Genomic DNA, 15,437 nt, shown 5'->3' with positions numbered 1-15,437 from the left:
TCGAAGGGGGGCGGCAGCCCCCCTGGGAAGCGCTGCCCGAGTGGCCGCATGGCGCGTAGCGCCTCTTATTGCGAGGACCGAGCTGTGCGCCACTCCGAGACGACCTGGTCCACGTCGAAGGGCATCAGGTTGAGCGGCGGCCCCGGCAAACCCGTACGAATCGCCTTCCGGATCCGCTCGTTGATCTCCTCGATGATCCGCCGCACCTCAGTCTCCGACCGTGCCCCCCGCGCCTGCCGCAGCGCCTCCTCAGCGTCCTTGCGCAACGCCAGCGTGGGCGGCAACGGCATCGAGAGCCCTTCGCTCTCGACCTTCTGCTTGATCCACCACATCTCGTCGAGGTGCCGCCCCTCGCCGGGCAGCGGCTTGCCCTTGCCCGGCAGGTCCTCGAACTCCCCCCGCTCCTCCGCCTCCCTGATCTGCCGGTCGATCCAGCTCTCGAAGGGCATCCCGATGGGCTTGCGGTCGGTCACCTGTGCTTCCTCCTCACGCCAGGTTGTGGCTGGGCGCCACGGGGCCGCGCCATCCCAGCACGGCCTCGGTCATCCGGACGGACGCGACGGTGGCCGCCACGTCGTGCACTCGCAGGATGCGGGCGCCTTTGAGAATGGAGACCACGTTGGCGGCGATGGTGCCCTCCTTGCGCTCCCCTTGCGGCCGGTCGAGCGTCTCTCCGATGAAGTCCTTGTTGGACAGGGCCACCAGCGTCGGGTAGCCGATCGCGGTGATCTCCTCCAGCCGCCGGGTCAGCTCCAGGGAGTGGAAGGTGTTCTTGTTCAGGTCGTGCCCAGGGTCGATGACGATCCTGTCGGGCGCGATGCCGGCCTTGAGGGCGGCAGAGACGCGTTCGCGCAGGAAGTCGGCCACTTCGCTGACCACGTCGGCGTAACTGGGCCGGAAGACGCGCCGTCCGGGCCCGCCGAGGCTGTGGGTGACGACGACGCAGGCGCCGGTCTCGGCGGCGACCTCGGCCATGCCCGGCTCGCGCAGCCCGTTGGTGTCGTTGATGACGTCGGCGCCCGCTTCGACGGCCGCGGCGGCGACGTCGGGCCGGTGGGTGTCGACGGAGATGACGGCGTCGGTGGCGGCCCTGACCCTGGCGATGACGGGGACCACCCGGTCGATCTCCTCGGCCACCCCGATCTGCGCCTGGGCGGCGCTGAAGGCGAAGCCGCCGATGTCGACCCAGTCGGCGCCCTCGTCCACGGCTTTGGTGGCGGCGGCGACGGCGCTGTCGAGCTCGAAGGTGCGGCCCTGGTCGTGGAAGGAGTTGGGGGTCCTGTTGACGATGGCCATGATGGCGACCTGGCGTTCGAAATCGAACTCCCGCCGCCCGATGCGCCGGGCTGGGGAGATGATCTCGGGGGATAGCTTCTCGCCGCTCACCCTTCGAGCCTACCTGGCCGTGCAGGCGCAGGTCAGGCTGTGAAGCCGCCGAAAGGACGCCCGGCCCCGTCAAGCGGTGAAGCCGCCGAAGGGGCGCCCGCCCGGCGCGGTGACCCTGATGCGCCGCATGCTGCCGCGCGCGTTCAGCCCCGACCGGCGCGGTAACCGCATGGTGAGCAGGACGGTGGTGCCGCTGGGCCCGGTGCGGAAGTCGGCGACGTCGCACAGGCGGCGGATCAGGTAGATGCCTCGCCCGGTGTAGGACGAGTCGGAAGGGCGTTTGCCGCCGTTGACGTACGACTCGGGGATGCCCGCCCCCCGGTCGCTCGTCTCGGAGCAGATGACGCCGTCGACGGTGTAAAGCTTGAACCGCCCCCAGCCGCCCGCGTGCTCGACGGCGTTCACCACACTCTCGTGCACGGCCAGGACGAAGTCGTCCAGCCGTGGCCCGTGCAGCCCGCAGGTCTCGGCCTGCTCGGCGACGACGTGGCGCAGCTTGCTCACGTCTTGAAGGGTGAAGCTCTGGGCGATCAAGGTACGCATGCGCTCCTCCGTGTCGTCCAATCGACACGCAGGCCGCGCTTCAGGACCTCGCGTGGTCATTCCTCTTCCCCGGTGTGCGGAATCTACACACGGTCATGTCATTACGGTCGTCCGCCAATCCCGGTCGCGAGCTCGCGCACGCGCGCGACCGGCCCGGCGTCGGGCGCCAGCGGCGCGGTGTCCATGCCCGCTCCGTCGTGCAACCCGTCGAACAGCTCTCGCATGGCCTCCTCCGAGGAGTGTCCCGGCTGCCAGCCGAGCACCTCGCGGGCCCGTTCTATCTTCATGACCGGAACGCGCAGTGCCAGCTCCAGCAGCCCCGGCGCGGCGGGGATGAGGCGGAGGTGCCAGCCTGCGGTCACGGCGGCGGTGGCCAGCCCGCGCGGGATCCGCACCGTGCGCGTGTCCAGCATCCGGGCCAGGTCGTGCGGGTCGAGCACGGGGTCTGCGGCGATGTTGAACGCGCCCCGCACGGGTTTGGTGACGGCCAGCCGGTACGCCTGCGCCGCGTCCTCGGCGTGCAGCGCCTGCAGCCGCAGCCCGGGGATGTCCGGCACGAACGGGATCCGGCCCGCCTTGATGAGCCGTCGCGGCACGAGCGGCCCGGCGAACAGCCTGCGCTGCTCGGTGGCCGCGGCCCGCTGGAAGATGAAGCCGGGCCGCATGCGGACCACGCGGATGTTCGGGTGGTCGTGCTCGAAGACGTCGAGCACCCGCTCGACGTAGGCCTTCTCGCGCCCGTACGCGGCGCCGGGCCAGCCGTGCGTGGGCCAGCTCTCGTCGACGGGCCGATCCTTGGGCCCCGGCGAGTACGCCCCCACGGAGGAGGCGTGCACCAGCGCGGGCACTCCGGCCTCGGCGGCGGCGCGGAAGACCCGCATGCTGCCGAGCACGTTGGCCCGCCAGGTCACGGCCGGGTCCCTGGTGGGCTGGAACAGCCACGCCAGGTGCACCACCGCGTCGGCGCCGTCGAAGATCCTGGTGAGGTCGGCGGTCGCGACGTCCGCCTGCCGCCAGTCGGTGTGGTCGACCTGCCAGCCGGGCAGCCGGCGGGCGACCCCGACGATCGAGGTCACCCTGTCGTCGGCGGCCAGCGCCCGTACCACACTGGTGCCGACGTTCCCGGTTGCTCCCACCACAACGACTCTCATGCTTTGCTCCGCTGCCCTGCGAGAGGCCCGCGAAACCCTGTGAGCTGCGAACTCTAGGGTTGAAGCATGACCTTCACGGCGCCGTCGGCCTTCTTCTGGAACATCTCGTACGCCTGCGGCGCCTGATCGAGCGGCATCCGGTGAGTGGTGAGATCCATCACGCCGAGCGGGTCGGCGTCGTCGGTGACCAGCGGCATGAGCGCCGGGATCCACCGTTTGACGTGGGCCTGGCCCATGCGCAGCGAGATGCCCTTGTCGAACATGCGCAACATCGGCATGGGGTCGGTCATGCCGCCGTACACGCCGATGATGGAGATGACGCCGCCGCGCCGGACGGAGTCGATGGCCTGGTTGAGCGCCGCGAGCCGGTCCACGCCGGCGTTCGACATGAGGGGCGCGGCCATCGCGTCGGGCAGCAGCCCGGTGAGCGTCTGGGCGAGCTTGGCGGCGGGTGAGCCGTGGGCCTCCATGCCGACGGCGTCGATGACGGAGTCGGTGCCGCGCCCGGAGGTGCGCTCCCGGATCTCGTCGGGCACGTTGTGCACGTCGCTCGCGTCGATGACCTCGATGCCGTGGCGGCGGGCCATCTCCAGGCGGGTGGTGATGCCGTCCACGCCGATCACGCGGTGGCCGAGGTGGCGGGCGATGCGGGCGCACATCTGGCCGATGGGGCCGAGCCCGAAGACGGTGACGCTGCCGCCGTGGGGGATCTCCGCGTAGACGACGGCCTGCCAGGAGGTGGGCAGCACGTCCGACAGGTACAGGAAGCGCTCGTCCGACGGCCCGTCGGGCACCCTGATCGGGCCGAACTGCGCTTCGGGCACCCGCAGGTACTCGGCCTGCCCGCCGGGCACCCGCCCGTAGAGCTTGGTGTAGCCGAACAGCGCGGCGCCCATGCCCTGCTCGCGGACCTGGGTGGTCTCGCACTGCGCGTAGAGCTGCATGCCGCACATGTGGCAGTGGCCGCACGAGATGTTGAACGGGATGACCACGCGGTCACCGGGCTTGAGGTTCGAGACGCCGGCTCCGACCTCCTCGACGACGCCCATGGGCTCGTGCCCGAGGATGTCGCCTTCGGCCATGAAGGGCCCGAGCACCTCGTACAGGTGCAGGTCGGAGCCGCAGATCCCGGTGCTGGTCACCCTGATGACAGCGTCGTTGGCTTCCTTGATGGCCGGGTCGGGAACTTCCTCGACCCGTACGTCCCGTTTGCCGTGCCAGGTGACTGCTTTCATGACTGCCGCATACCCGGGGGCACCGCCCTAAACTGCGCGCATGACACGCAGAGAGCCCACGCCGCTCACAGCCGACGAGATGGCCAGATTCCTCCCGGCCATGACGGACTGGCTCGCCAGGGAACTGCTGGAGAAGGGATCCGTACGCCTGGCCGCCCTCGACACCGCCGGCAGCCAGCGCAACTTCCAGGAGGTGGCCAGCCGGGTGAGCACGGTGCTCGGACGGCGAGTGATCACCGTGACCAGCAGCCACGGGATGACGTTCGAGCTCGCTCAGGAGGAGCTGCCATAACACCGTGATAGGTGTTTTTTGACACGACCACTCCTCGTATCGGGTCCCGTACGGTGACGGCACCCCCCAAGTACGAGGAGAGTCACCATGCTCCCCAAGAAAACCCTGACGGCCGGCATCGCGTTAGCGGCCGTCGCCATGATCACCGTCCCCGCCGTCGCCTACGCCGCACGGCAGGACGACTCGCTCTTCGAGGCGGCGCGGGCAAGCGCGTCCATCGCGGCCGATCCCCCTCCCGGCCTGGTCGACGCGCTCGCCCGCGACCTCGGCGTCACCGCCGAGCAGGCCGAGCAGCGGCTGGCCAACGAGGCCGCCGCGGCCGGCGTCGAGCCCGCGATCAGGGCCATGCTCGGCCCGGCCTACGCCGGCACCTGGGTGAGCGGCCCCACCGCCACCCCGGTCGCGGCCACCACCGACCCGTCGAAGGTCGCCGGCATCACCGCCGCCGGCGTCGAGGCGCGCGTCGTCAGCCGCTCGCTCGGCCACCTCGACCGCGCCAAGGCCGCCCTCGACCAGGCCGCCGCGCAGGCGCCGGGGACCGCGCCCGTCTGGTACGTGGACGTCGTCGAGAACACCGTCGTCGTCCTCACCTCCACCCCCGCCAAGGCCACGGCCTGGGTCCGCGCCAGCGGCGCCGACACCTCGGCCGTGCGCGTGGTCCGTTCGGGCGAGCAGCCGCGCACCTACTACGACGTGCGCGGCGGCGACGCCTACTACATCGGCTCGGGCTCGCGCTGCTCGGTCGGGTTCTCCGTGACGCGGGCCGGCTCGCAGGGCGGCTTCGTGACGGCGGGCCACTGCGGCAGCACCGGCGCCACCACGACGGGCTCCAACCGGGTGGCCCAGGGCACGTTCCGCGGCTCGTCCTTCCCCGGCAACGACTACGCCTGGGTGGAGGTCAACACGCAGTGGACCCCCGTCGGCGTGGTGAACGGCTACAGCGCGGGCATCCTGCCCGTCCGCGGCGCCGCCGTGGCCCAGCCCGGCTCGTCGGTCTGCCGATCGGGCTCGACCACCCAGTGGCACTGCGGCTCGGTGCAGCAGCTCAACACCAGCGTCACCTACCCGCAGGGCACGGTCAGCGGCGTCACCAGGACCAGCGTGTGCGCCGAGCCCGGCGACTCCGGCGGCTCGTTCATCTCCGGCGACCAGGCCCAGGGCGTGACGTCGGGCGGTTCGGGCAACTGCAGCTCGGGCGGGACGACGTACTTCCAGCCGGTCGGCGAGATCCTCTCGACGTACGGGCTGAGCCTGGCCGGCCAGGGCCCCGGCCCGTCACCGACCGTCACGCCGACCAACCCGGGCGGCACGTGGGCGCCGAACACGGCGTACGCGACCGGCGCCACCGTCACCTACGGCGGGGCGACCTACCGCTGCCTGCAAGGCCACACCTCGCAGGTCGGCTGGGAGCCCCCGATCGTGCCCGCACTCTGGCAGCGGGTCTGACCTCACCTCAGCCCGCCCCCCGCGGGTCTAACCAGAGCCCCCGGGCCGGGGAGCCCCCTCCCCGGCCCGGGACTCCCGCTCCTCCGCGAGACGCATGGCCTCCTCGACCAGCGTCTCGACGATCTGAGACTCGGGGACGGTCTTGACCACCTCGCCCTTGACGAAGATCTGCCCCTTGCCGTTGCCCGAGGCCACGCCCAGATCGGCCTCCCGCGCCTCGCCCGGCCCGTTGACCACGCAGCCCATGACGGCCACCCGCAGCGGATGCGGGAACCCGTCGAGCGCGGCCGTCACCCGGTCGGTCAGCGTGTAGACGTCCACCTGGGCCCGCCCGCACGACGGGCAGGAGACGATCTCCAGCCGCCGCTCCCGTAGCCCCAGCGACTCCAGGATCTGGATGCCGACCTTGACCTCCTCCACAGGAGGCGCGGACAGCGACACCCTGATCGTGTCGCCGATCCCCTCGTCGAGCAGCAGCCCGAAGGCCACCGCCGACTTGACCGTGCCCTGCATGAGCGGCCCCGCCTCGGTCACGCCCAGGTGCAGCGGGTAGTCGCAGCGCGCGGCCAGCAGCCGGTAGGCGGCCACCATCACGCGCGGGTCGTGATGCTTGACGGAGATCTTGAGGTCGCGGAAGCCGTGCTCCTCGAACAGCGAGCACTCCCACAGCGCCGACTCCACCAGCGCCTCCGGCGTGGCCCTGCCGTGCCTGGCCAGCAGTCGCGGGTCGAGCGAGCCGGCGTTGACCCCGATCCTGATCGGCACGCCGCTGGCAGCCGCCGCCCGGGCGATCTGCCCCACCTTGTCGTCGAACTTCTTGATGTTGCCGGGGTTGACCCGCACGGCCGCGCAGCCGGCGTCGATCGCGGCGAAGACGTACTTGGGCTGGAAGTGGATGTCGGCGACGACCGGGATCTGCGATCTGCGCGCGATGCCGGGCAGCGCGTCGGCGTCGTCCTGCGACGGCACCGCCACCCTGACGATCTGGCAGCCGGCCGCGGTCAGCTCGGCGATCTGCTGCAACGTGGCGTTGACGTCGGAGGTGACCGTGGTGGTCATGGACTGCACCGAGACGGGGGCGTCGCCGCCGACCGGCACGTCGCCCACCATGACCTGGCGGGAGGTTCTGCGGGGACGGCGGACGGACGGCAGCCCCAGCTCTACAGCGGCCATCGGTTCAGCTCCTTTCTGATGGCGTACGCGATGCCCTGGCCGGTCAGCCCGGCCTCGGCGAGCAGCTCGGCGCGGCTGCCCTGGCCGATGAACGCACACGGCAGGCCCAGGTTGAGCACGCCCTGGCCCTGCGCGCAGACCTGCCGGACCAGGGCGCCTGCTCCGGAGGCGGCGATGCCGTCCTCGACCGTGACGACCAGCCGGCTGCCGCAGACGACCTTGCGCAGGTCGGCGGAGACCGGGATGACCCAGCGCGGGTCGACCACGGTCACGCCGAGGCCGGCGGCCGACAACATCGCGGCGGCGCTCAGGCACGGCTCGGCCATCGGGCCGACGGCCACGATCAGTACGTCCTGCCCGCTGGAGGAGAGCACGTCCACCTCGCCGACGCTGCCCGCGGGCGGGATCTCCACCCCGGCCGCGGCCTTGGGGAAGCGCAGCGCCGTGGGGCCGTCGTGCTCGACGGCCTCCTCCAGCAGCTCGGCCAGCCGCACCGCGTCGCGCGGCGCCGCCACCCGCATGCCGGGCACGATGGACAGCGCCGCCAGGTCCCACATGCCGTGGTGGCTGGGCCCGTCGGGGCCGGTGATGCCGGCCCTGTCGAGCACCAGCGTGACGGGCAGCCGGTGCAGGGCGACGTCCATCAGCACCTGGTCGATGGCGCGGTTGAGGAACGTGGCGTAGACGGCGACCACCGGGTGCAGGCCGCTCATGGCCAGGCCCGCCGCCGAGGCCAGCGCGTGCTGCTCGGCGATGCCCACGTCGAAGGTGCGCTCGGGGAAGCGCCTGCCGAACTCGGCCAGCCCGGTGGGGCCCGGCATGGCGGCGGTGATGGCGACCAGGTCGCGGCGCCGCTCGCCGAGCGCGCACAGGTGGTGAGCGAAGGCGTGCGTCCAGGTGCTGGTGCGCGGCGACACCGGCCGGCCCGTCGCCGGATCGGTGACGGGGATCGCGTGCAGGTGCTCGTCGAGGTCCTGCTCGGCAGGCTCGTAGCCGAGGCCCTTGCGCGTCAGGCAGTGCACCACCACCGGCGCGCGCAGCTCGCGGGCCGTGCGCATGGCCTGCTCCAGCGCCTCCATGTCGTGCCCGTCCACGGGGCCGAGGTAGCGCAGGCCGAGGTTCTCGAAGACGGTGACGCCGGGGCCGGCGCGCAACCGGCCCAGGTGGTCGGCGCAGCCGCCGATCGTCGGCGCGTAGGAGCGGCCGTTGTCGTTGAGCACGACGATGACCGGCCGGTCCCTGGCCGCGCCGAGGTTGTTGAGCGCCTCCCAGGCCACGCCGCCGGTGAGCGCGCCGTCGCCGACCACGGCGACCACGGCCCGCGCGTCGCCGCCGAGCAGCCTGCGGGCCTTGGCCATGCCGTCGGCGTAGGCCAGCGCGGTGGAGGCGTGCGAGCTGGCCATGTGGTCGTGCGGCGACTCCTCCCGGCTGGGATAGCCGCTCAGGCCGCCGCGGCAGCGCAGCGTGTCGAAGCCGTCGCGGCGGCCGGTGAGGATCTTGTGCACGTACGCCTGGTGACCGGTGTCGAACACGATCACGTCGTCGGGCGAGTCGAACACCCGGTGCAGCGCGATCGTGATCTCCACGACGCCGAGGTTGGAGCCCAGGTGACCGCCCTTGGCGCTCACCTTGTCGATCAGGAAGTCGCGGATCTCGCGGGCCAGCCCGGGAAGCAGCTCGGCGGGCAGCGACCGCAGGTCATCGGGGGTGGAGACGTAGGGCAGCAGGGTCTTCATGACATCCCCAAATGGTGGGACTGCTGTGGCAAAAGAAAGCTTGAGCCGCAAAAGACACTTTACACGCTCCGTATTCAATGAGTAACTAGGGGTAGTGACCGACTGACCAGAAGGAGCCGTGCGTATGCCGGTGGGCTTCACTCAGCACTCCCTTGGTTCACGCATTGACAGGCGGCTGAGCGGGTTCCTCGACTCGTGGCGGAATCCGGTCTCCGACCCGGGCGTCGAAGCCGCGTACACGCTGCTGGCCGACTTCATCCTCGGCGGCGGCAAACGCGTGCGCCCGCAGCTGTGTTACTGGGGTTGGCGCGGCGCCGGCGGCGACGACTGTGAGGAGATCATCAGCGCCGCCGCCGCCCTGGAGCTGTGCCACGCGGGGCTGCTCATCCACGACGACATCATGGACGGCAGCCTGCTCCGGCGCGGGCAGGCCACCGTCCACAGGAGTTTGACGGACCTGCACCAGGGGCCCGGCGCGGAGGCGTTCGGGCGGGCGGGCGGCATCCTGCTCGGCACGCTCAGCCTGGCCTGGTCGGACACGCTGCTGTCGTCGTGCGGGGTGGAGGCGCCGCGGCTGCGTGCCGCCCACCACCTGTTCGACGCCATGCGCACCGAGGTCATCAGCGGCCAGTACCTCGACGTGCTGGCCCAGCTCCGCACGGGCGCGACCGAGGCCGAGGCGCTGACGGTGATCCGCTACAAGAGCGCCAAGTACACGGTCGAGCGGCCGCTGCAGATCGGCGGCGCGCTGGCCGGGGCTCCGCTGGAGCTGCTGGACGCGTACTCCAGGTTCGGCGTGCCGCTGGGTGAGGCGTTCCAGCTCCGCGACGACGTGCTGGGCACGTTCGGCTCGTCGTCGGAGACCGGCAAGTCGGCACTGGACGACCTGCGCGAGGGCAAGCAGACCGTGATGTACGCCTACGCCGTGCAGCACGCCTCCCCCGCGCAGCTCGACCACCTGAGGGCCTGGCACGGCAACCCGGAGCTGGACGAGGAGCGCGCCGCCGAGGTGCGGCAGATCCTCGCCGACACCGGGGCGCTGGCACGGGTCGAGCAAATGATCGAAGAACGCGTGCGCGAGGCCATGACCGCGCTGGCCGAGGCCCAGTTGAAGCCCGAGGCCGCCACGGTGCTGGCCATGATGGCCGACCGGCTCGCGCACCGCACCAAGTGAGGGGCGTCTTCCACCATGGGACAGGTACTACTCGCGGCTCCGCGCGGTTACTGCGCGGGCGTCGAACGCGCGATCATCACGGTGGAGGAGGCGCTGAGGCGCTTCGGGTCCCCCGTCTACGTGCGTAAACAGATCGTCCACAACACATTCGTGGTCAACGACCTGAGCCGCCGCGGCGCGATCTTCGTCGACGAGCTCGACGAGGTCCCCGACGGCGCGCTGGTCGTCTTCTCCGCGCACGGCGTCTCACCCGCGGTGAAGGGGGAGGCGGCGCGGCGCGGCCTGCGCACCATCGACGCCACCTGCCCGCTGGTGACGAAGGTGCACAAGGAGGCCGTGCGGATGGCCGAGGCGGGCTACGAGATCGTGCTCATCGGCCACGCCGAGCACGAGGAGGTCGAGGGCACACTCGGCGAGGCGCCGGAGCGCATCCACGTCGTGGACCCCGCCAGGCCCGGCGACCTGAAGGCCGCCGAGTCAGGGCGGCTGAGCTGGCTGTCGCAGACCACGCTGGCCGTGGACGAGACGCTGCAGGCCGTGGAGAAGCTGCGCGAGCGCTATCCCGGCCTGGTCGACCCGCCGAGCGACGACATCTGTTACGCCAGCCAGAACCGCCAGGAGGCGGTCACCAGCATCGCGCCGCGCTGCGAGCTGGTCATCGTCGTCGGCTCCGCCAACTCCTCCAACTCCCAGCGGCTGGTGGACGTCGCGCTGGCCGCGGGCGCGGGCGCGGCGTACCTGGTCGACAGGGCCGCGCACGCCGACGAGCGCTGGCTCGACGGCGTGTCCACCGTCGGGGTCAGCTCCGGCGCCTCGGTGCCGGAGGGGCTGGTCAGCGAGTTACTGGACTGGCTGGCCGCCCGCGGATACGCCGACGTGGAGCCGGTGACCCTGACCGAGGAGACCCTCACCTTCTCCCTTCCGCTCGAACTCCGATCCAACCGAAAGCCGGGCTAGAGCCCACACCGAGATTGGTGGTGCAGCACGATGACCGAATCGACCCACTCAACCGCGCCCGAGAACGGCAACGGGCAGCTCAGCCTCAGTACCGATGCCGCCAAACAACTCGCGACCACAACCAAGACAGCACCGCAGATGCAGGAGATCACCACACGGTGGCTGCTCAAGCTGCTTCCGTGGGTGCAGTGCTCCGGCGGTGTGTTCCGGGTGAACCGGCGGCTGACGTACACCTTGGGAGATGGCCGGATCACCTTCACGACGACGGGCTCCGAGGTGCGGGTCATCCCCGCCGAGTTGACGGAGCTGCCGATGTTGCGCGGCTTCGACGACATGGAGGTGCTCGAAGCCCTGGCCGACCGCTTCACCCAGCGGGAGGTGGAGCCGGATGAGGAGATCGTCTCCGAGGGCGGCCAGGTGGACCAGCTGGTGCTGATCGCCCACGGCCGCGTGGCCAAGGTCGGGCGCGGCGCGTACGGCGACGACCAGAACCTGGGCGTCCTGGCCGACGGCGACTACCTCGGCGAGCAGACCCTGGTCCAGGGCGGCGAGTTCCAGTACAGCGCGCGCGCCAAGACGGCGACCACCTTGCTCACCCTGTCCAAGGCGGACTTCGAGGAGGTCGCCGAGCAGGCTCAGGCGATGCGGGAGCACATCGAGGCCTGGCGCACCAGCGGCGACCGCGACCAGAACGACCACGGCGAGGCCGCGATCAACATGTCGGCCGGACACGTCGGCGAGGCCGTGCTGCCCGGCACGTTCGTCGACTACGAGCAGGCCCCCCGCGAGTACGAGCTGAGCGTCGCCCAGACCGTGCTGCGCGTGCACAGCCGGGTCTCCGACCTGTACAACCAGCCGATGAGCCAGCTCGACCAGCAGCTCCGTCTCACGATCGAGGCCCTGCGCGAGCGCCAGGAGCACGAGCTGGTCAACAACAAGGAGTTCGGCCTCCTGCACAACGCCGACTTCGGCCAGCGCATCCGCACCCGCTCGGGCCCGCCCTCCCCGGACGACCTCGACGACCTGCTGTCCACCGTGTGGAAGGACCCGTCGTTCTTCCTGGCGCACCCGCAGGCCATCGCCGCGTTCGGCCGCGAGTGCAGCAAGCGCGGCATCTACCCGCAGTCCACCGAGGTCGGCGGGCACCGGGTGCCGGCCTGGCGGGGCGTGCCGATCTTCCCCTGCAACAAGATCCCGGTCTCCAGCTCCCGCACCACCTCGTTCATGCTGATGCGGACCGGGCAGGAGAACCAGGGCGTCGTCGGCCTGCACCAGACGGGCATCCCCGACGAGTACCAGCCCGGCCTGTCGGTCCGTTTCATGAACATCAACGAGCGGGCCGTCATCTCCTACCTGGTCAGTGCCTACTACTCGGCCGCCGTCCTGGTACCGGACGCGCTCGGCGTGCTGGAGGACGTCGAGCTCGGCAGAAACGGCTGACGCAGCGCTCCTCTCGTCCGTCCGGCCCTCACGGTGCGGGCCGGGCGGCGGGGGGATGACGCGGGCGCCGACCTGCCCGCCGAGCGTCCAGGCCGTGCGCGAGCAGCACCATCCTCGTCATGCGGCCCTCGGAGCCCTGGAGAACGTCGAGGTACACGTGTGAAGGAGTGACGATGTCCCAGCCGTTTGAACTGCCGGATTTCTACCAGCCCTACCCTGCCCGCCTGAACCCGCATCTCGACGCGGCCCGCGTGCACTCCAAGCAGTGGGCGCGCGACATGGGAATGCTCGAAGGCTCGGGTGTCTGGGAGGAGGCCGACCTCGACGCCCACGACTATCCGCTGATGTGCGCCTACACGCACCCCGACTGCGACGCGGTGGAGCTCGGCCTGATCACCGACTGGTACGTGTGGGTCTTCTTCTTCGACGACCATTTTCTCGAGGTCTTCAAACGCACCGGCGACCTGCGGGGCGGGAAGGAGTACCTGGGCCGCCTGGCCCGCTTCATGCCGATGGGCGCCGACCTGTCCGTGCCGGAGCCGGCCAACCCGGTGGAGGCCGGATTGGCCGACCTGTGGCCGCGCACGGTGCCCAGCATGTCCCTGGACTGGCGGAGCCGCTTCGCGGAGAGCACGCGCAACCTGCTGAACGAATCTCTCTGGGAGCTGGCCAACATCAACACCGGCCGGGTGGCGAACCCGGTCGAGTACATCGAGATGCGCCGCAAGGTCGGCGGCGCCCCCTGGTCGGCCGGGCTGGTGGAGCACGCCGTGCGCGCCGAGGTGCCGGCCGGGCTCGCGGGCACGCGGCCGCTGCGGGTGCTCAAGGACGCTTTCTCCGACGCCGTGCACCTGCGTAACGACCTGTTCTCCTACCAGCGGGAGGTGAGCGACGAGGGCGAGCTGAGCAACGGGGTGCTGGTGCTGGAGAAGTTCCTCGGCTGCGGCACGCAGCAGGCGGCCGACGCGGTCAACGACCTGCTGACCTCGCGCATGCAGCAGTTCGAGCACACGGCGGCCTTCGAGCTGGGGCCGCTGTTCGCCGAGCACGCCGTCGATCCGCTGAGCGCGGCCGACGTGCTCGCCTACGTCAAGGGGCTGCAGGACTGGCAGTCTGGCGGGCACGAGTGGCACCTGCGCTCCAGCCGCTACATGAACGAGCGGGCGCGGGCCACCCGGCCGCTGGGCATGCGCTCGATGGTGGACCTGTCGGGGGCCAAGCGGCTGCGGAACTTCGCGCACGTGCCCTACCGGCGGGTGGGGCCGTCGGTGATCCCTGAGCTGTCCGCGCCGTACGACCTGAAGCTCTCCCCTCACCTGGACGCCGCCAGGCGCAACACCGTGCGCTGGGCCGCGGCGATGGGCATGCTCGAACCGCAGAGCGGGGTGGCCGGCTCGGCCGTGTGGGACGAGGCCAAGCTCATCGACATCGACCTGCCGCTGTGCGCGGCGGGCCTGCACCCCGACGCCTCGCCCGAGGAGCTGGACCTGGCCTCCTTCTGGCTGACCTGGGGCACGTACGGCGACGACTACTTCCCCGTCGTCTTCGGCCGGACCCGCAACCTGGCGGCGGCCAAGGTGACCGTGGACCGGTTCGGCCTGTTCATGCCGCTCGACGGCACACCTTCGCCGCCTCCCGCGAACGCGCTGGAACGCGGCCTGGCGGACATATGGGCGCGGACCACCCGGCCGATGCCGCCCGAGGACCGGGGCAAGCTGCGCGCGGCGGTCGAGGAGATGTGCGCGAGCTGGCTGTGGGAGCTGGCCGGCGAGATCGCGCACCACATCCCCGACCCGGTGGACTACGTGGAGATGCGCCGGGCGACCTTCGGCTCCCAGCTCACCATGAGCCTGTGCCGGTTGCGGCACTCCAAGGGGATCCCGGAGGAGTTCTACGCCAGCGGGCCCGTGGTGGCGCTGGAGAACGCGATGATGGACGCCGGGACGCTGATCAACGACGTGTTCTCGTACCAGAAGGAGATCGAGTTCCAGGGCGAGGTGCACAACTGCGTGCTGGTGGTGCAGAGCTTCTTCGACTGCGACTACCCGGCGGCGCTCGGCATCGTCAGGGATCTGCAGGAGTCGCGGGTGCGGCAGTTCCAGCACATCGTCGACAACGAGCTGCCGATCGTCTGCGACGACTTCGGCCTCGACGCTTGCGCGCGCCGCGACGTGGACGCGTACGTGACCGAGCTGCGCAACTGGCTGGCCGGGATACTCAACTGGCACCGCGACTGCTTCCGCTACGACGAGCCGACGCTGCTGCGCCACCACCTCCCGCCGCGGTGGCGGCTCGGCGGGCCCAGCGGCCTGGGCACCTCGGCCGCGGTGATCGGCCCTACAGGGGCGCGGGGTGGTCCCTGGGCTGGTAGAACCAGCCCATCATGCGCAGCAGCCTCCGCTGGTACGGCGTGACGTTGTGCAGCCGGATCCAGCGCTGTGAGACGGGCACGGTGGGCATGACGAGCACGCGCAGCCCCGAGACGTCGATGAAGCTCAGCTCGCCGATGTCGACGACGAGGTAGGCGCCTTGCCGGCAGCCGGCCAGCGTGGTGGCCAGCACGGGGCTGTTGGAGGCGTCGATCTCGCCGATGAGCGCGACGGCCGGCACCCCCGGCGGCGCCGCCGACATCACGATGGTCAGCTGCTGGTCCTGGTAGAGCAGCCGCTCCTGGACGCTCACGCTTCCTCGCACCCCCCAACACGCGCTCTGGGGGTCGTCTTGCCGAACAGGGATGACCGCCGGCACGGACCGGCGGTTTGACCCGAAATCCAGGCTACACGACAGATGTTTGCCGATGGATTTTTGCTAGGAAAATGACTGATTTTTCGGACAATCCTGAACATCTCCGTCAGGCCGGTTCTGTCACGCACCGACACGCCGTGCGGGGGCGCGGCTGCGGCG

14 protein-coding genes are annotated in these 15,437 nt (G+C 70.9%); 6 read left to right on the top strand and 8 right to left on the bottom strand.

Features of this window, described 5'->3' with window-relative positions; all coding sequences use genetic code 11:
- Positions 1-65 precede the first annotated feature (65 nt).
- The 5 genes from FXF51_RS34970 to FXF51_RS34950 all read right to left on the bottom strand — a co-directional run bounded on the left by FXF51_RS34970 (position 66) and on the right by FXF51_RS34950 (position 4,315).
- On the bottom strand, positions 66-473 hold the full coding sequence (locus tag FXF51_RS34970) for a DUF1992 domain-containing protein (protein ID WP_148438979.1): 408 nt from the start codon (positions 471-473) through the stop codon (positions 66-68).
- Between the two features lie 13 nt (positions 474-486).
- On the bottom strand, positions 487-1,386 hold the full coding sequence (gene folP, locus FXF51_RS34965) for a dihydropteroate synthase (protein ID WP_222871597.1): 900 nt from the start codon (positions 1,384-1,386) through the stop codon (positions 487-489).
- A gap of 69 nt (positions 1,387-1,455) precedes the next feature.
- Positions 1,456-1,929, bottom strand: a complete 474-nt coding sequence (locus tag FXF51_RS34960; protein ID WP_187414729.1) for an ATP-binding protein — start codon at positions 1,927-1,929, stop codon at positions 1,456-1,458.
- Positions 1,930-2,030: 101 nt separating this feature from the next.
- Positions 2,031-3,080, bottom strand: a complete 1,050-nt coding sequence (locus FXF51_RS34955) for an NAD-dependent epimerase/dehydratase family protein (protein ID WP_148438977.1) — start codon at positions 3,078-3,080, stop codon at positions 2,031-2,033.
- Between the two features lie 53 nt (positions 3,081-3,133).
- Complete coding sequence (locus FXF51_RS34950) at positions 3,134-4,315, bottom strand: zinc-dependent alcohol dehydrogenase (protein ID WP_148438976.1); 1,182 nt, start codon at positions 4,313-4,315, stop codon at positions 3,134-3,136.
- Between the two features lie 40 nt (positions 4,316-4,355).
- Between FXF51_RS34950 and FXF51_RS34945 the strand changes: the two genes are divergently transcribed.
- Both FXF51_RS34945 and FXF51_RS34940 read left to right on the top strand, forming a co-directional pair.
- A complete protein-coding gene (locus FXF51_RS34945) occupies positions 4,356-4,607 on the top strand; it encodes a hypothetical protein (RefSeq protein ID WP_148438975.1) in 252 nt (83 codons plus the stop codon).
- A gap of 87 nt (positions 4,608-4,694) precedes the next feature.
- A complete protein-coding gene (locus tag FXF51_RS34940) occupies positions 4,695-6,053 on the top strand; it encodes a carbohydrate-binding protein (protein WP_148438974.1) in 1,359 nt (452 codons plus the stop codon).
- Between the two features lie 27 nt (positions 6,054-6,080).
- Here FXF51_RS34940 and ispG read toward each other — a convergent pair whose 3' ends face one another.
- Together ispG and FXF51_RS34930 are read right to left on the bottom strand one after the other, a co-directional pair.
- Complete coding sequence (gene ispG / locus FXF51_RS34935; protein ID WP_148438973.1) at positions 6,081-7,226, bottom strand: flavodoxin-dependent (E)-4-hydroxy-3-methylbut-2-enyl-diphosphate synthase; 1,146 nt, start codon at positions 7,224-7,226, stop codon at positions 6,081-6,083.
- Entirely contained in the window at positions 7,214-8,962 is a 1,749-nt protein-coding gene (locus FXF51_RS34930; protein ID WP_148438972.1) for a 1-deoxy-D-xylulose-5-phosphate synthase, read from the bottom strand. Before FXF51_RS34930 ends, ispG begins: the two co-directional genes overlap by 13 nt.
- Before the next feature lie 124 nt (positions 8,963-9,086).
- Between FXF51_RS34930 and FXF51_RS34925 the strand changes: the two genes are divergently transcribed.
- The 4 genes from FXF51_RS34925 to FXF51_RS34910 all read left to right on the top strand — a co-directional run bounded on the left by FXF51_RS34925 (position 9,087) and on the right by FXF51_RS34910 (position 14,947).
- Entirely contained in the window at positions 9,087-10,136 is a 1,050-nt protein-coding gene (locus FXF51_RS34925; RefSeq protein ID WP_148439046.1) for a polyprenyl synthetase family protein, read from the top strand.
- Between the two features lie 15 nt (positions 10,137-10,151).
- Positions 10,152-11,093, top strand: a complete 942-nt coding sequence (locus tag FXF51_RS34920; protein WP_148438971.1) for a 4-hydroxy-3-methylbut-2-enyl diphosphate reductase — start codon at positions 10,152-10,154, stop codon at positions 11,091-11,093.
- A 30-nt stretch (positions 11,094-11,123) separates the two neighbouring features.
- Positions 11,124-12,533, top strand: coding sequence for a family 2B encapsulin nanocompartment shell protein (locus FXF51_RS34915; protein ID WP_148438970.1), 1,410 nt, complete (start codon positions 11,124-11,126; stop codon positions 12,531-12,533).
- Between the two features lie 173 nt (positions 12,534-12,706).
- Positions 12,707-14,947 carry a terpene synthase family protein gene (locus tag FXF51_RS34910; protein ID WP_222871595.1) on the top strand — a complete coding sequence of 747 codons (2,241 nt, stop codon included), beginning with the start codon at positions 12,707-12,709 and terminating at the stop codon, positions 14,945-14,947.
- Here the strand turns inward: FXF51_RS34910 and FXF51_RS34905 are convergent.
- Positions 14,871-15,215: an STAS domain-containing protein gene (locus tag FXF51_RS34905; RefSeq protein WP_148438969.1), complete on the bottom strand. Its 345-nt coding sequence runs from the start codon at positions 15,213-15,215 to the stop codon at positions 14,871-14,873. The two genes, FXF51_RS34910 and FXF51_RS34905, sit on opposite strands and share 77 nt — an antisense overlap.
- Between the last annotated feature and the right edge of the window lie 222 nt (positions 15,216-15,437).

This window comes from Nonomuraea sp. PA05, assembly GCF_008086045.1.
In the GTDB taxonomy this organism is placed as follows: Bacteria; Actinomycetota; Actinomycetes; order Streptosporangiales; family Streptosporangiaceae; genus Nonomuraea; species Nonomuraea monospora.
This window is presented reverse-complemented; position numbering and strand designations above follow the sequence as displayed.

Bases quoted from the DNA above. Each gene is read 5' to 3' on its own strand.
- FXF51_RS34960 (WP_187414729.1), bottom strand. From the start codon at position 1,929: ATGCGTACCTTGATCGCCCAGAGCTTCACCCTTCAAGACGTGAGCAAG.
- FXF51_RS34955 (WP_148438977.1), bottom strand. From the start codon at position 3,080: ATGAGAGTCGTTGTGGTGGGAGCAACCGGGAACGTCGGCACCAGTGTG.
- FXF51_RS34950 (WP_148438976.1), bottom strand. From the start codon at position 4,315: ATGAAAGCAGTCACCTGGCACGGCAAACGGGACGTACGGGTCGAGGAA.
- FXF51_RS34945 (WP_148438975.1), top strand. From the start codon at position 4,356: ATGACACGCAGAGAGCCCACGCCGCTCACAGCCGACGAGATGGCCAGA.
- FXF51_RS34940 (WP_148438974.1), top strand. From the start codon at position 4,695: ATGCTCCCCAAGAAAACCCTGACGGCCGGCATCGCGTTAGCGGCCGTC.
- ispG (WP_148438973.1), bottom strand. From the start codon at position 7,226: ATGGCCGCTGTAGAGCTGGGGCTGCCGTCCGTCCGCCGTCCCCGCAGA.
- FXF51_RS34930 (WP_148438972.1), bottom strand. From the start codon at position 8,962: ATGAAGACCCTGCTGCCCTACGTCTCCACCCCCGATGACCTGCGGTCG.
- FXF51_RS34925 (WP_148439046.1), top strand. From the start codon at position 9,087: ATGCCGGTGGGCTTCACTCAGCACTCCCTTGGTTCACGCATTGACAGG.
- FXF51_RS34920 (WP_148438971.1), top strand. From the start codon at position 10,152: ATGGGACAGGTACTACTCGCGGCTCCGCGCGGTTACTGCGCGGGCGTC.
- FXF51_RS34915 (WP_148438970.1), top strand. From the start codon at position 11,124: ATGACCGAATCGACCCACTCAACCGCGCCCGAGAACGGCAACGGGCAG.
- FXF51_RS34910 (WP_222871595.1), top strand. From the start codon at position 12,707: ATGTCCCAGCCGTTTGAACTGCCGGATTTCTACCAGCCCTACCCTGCC.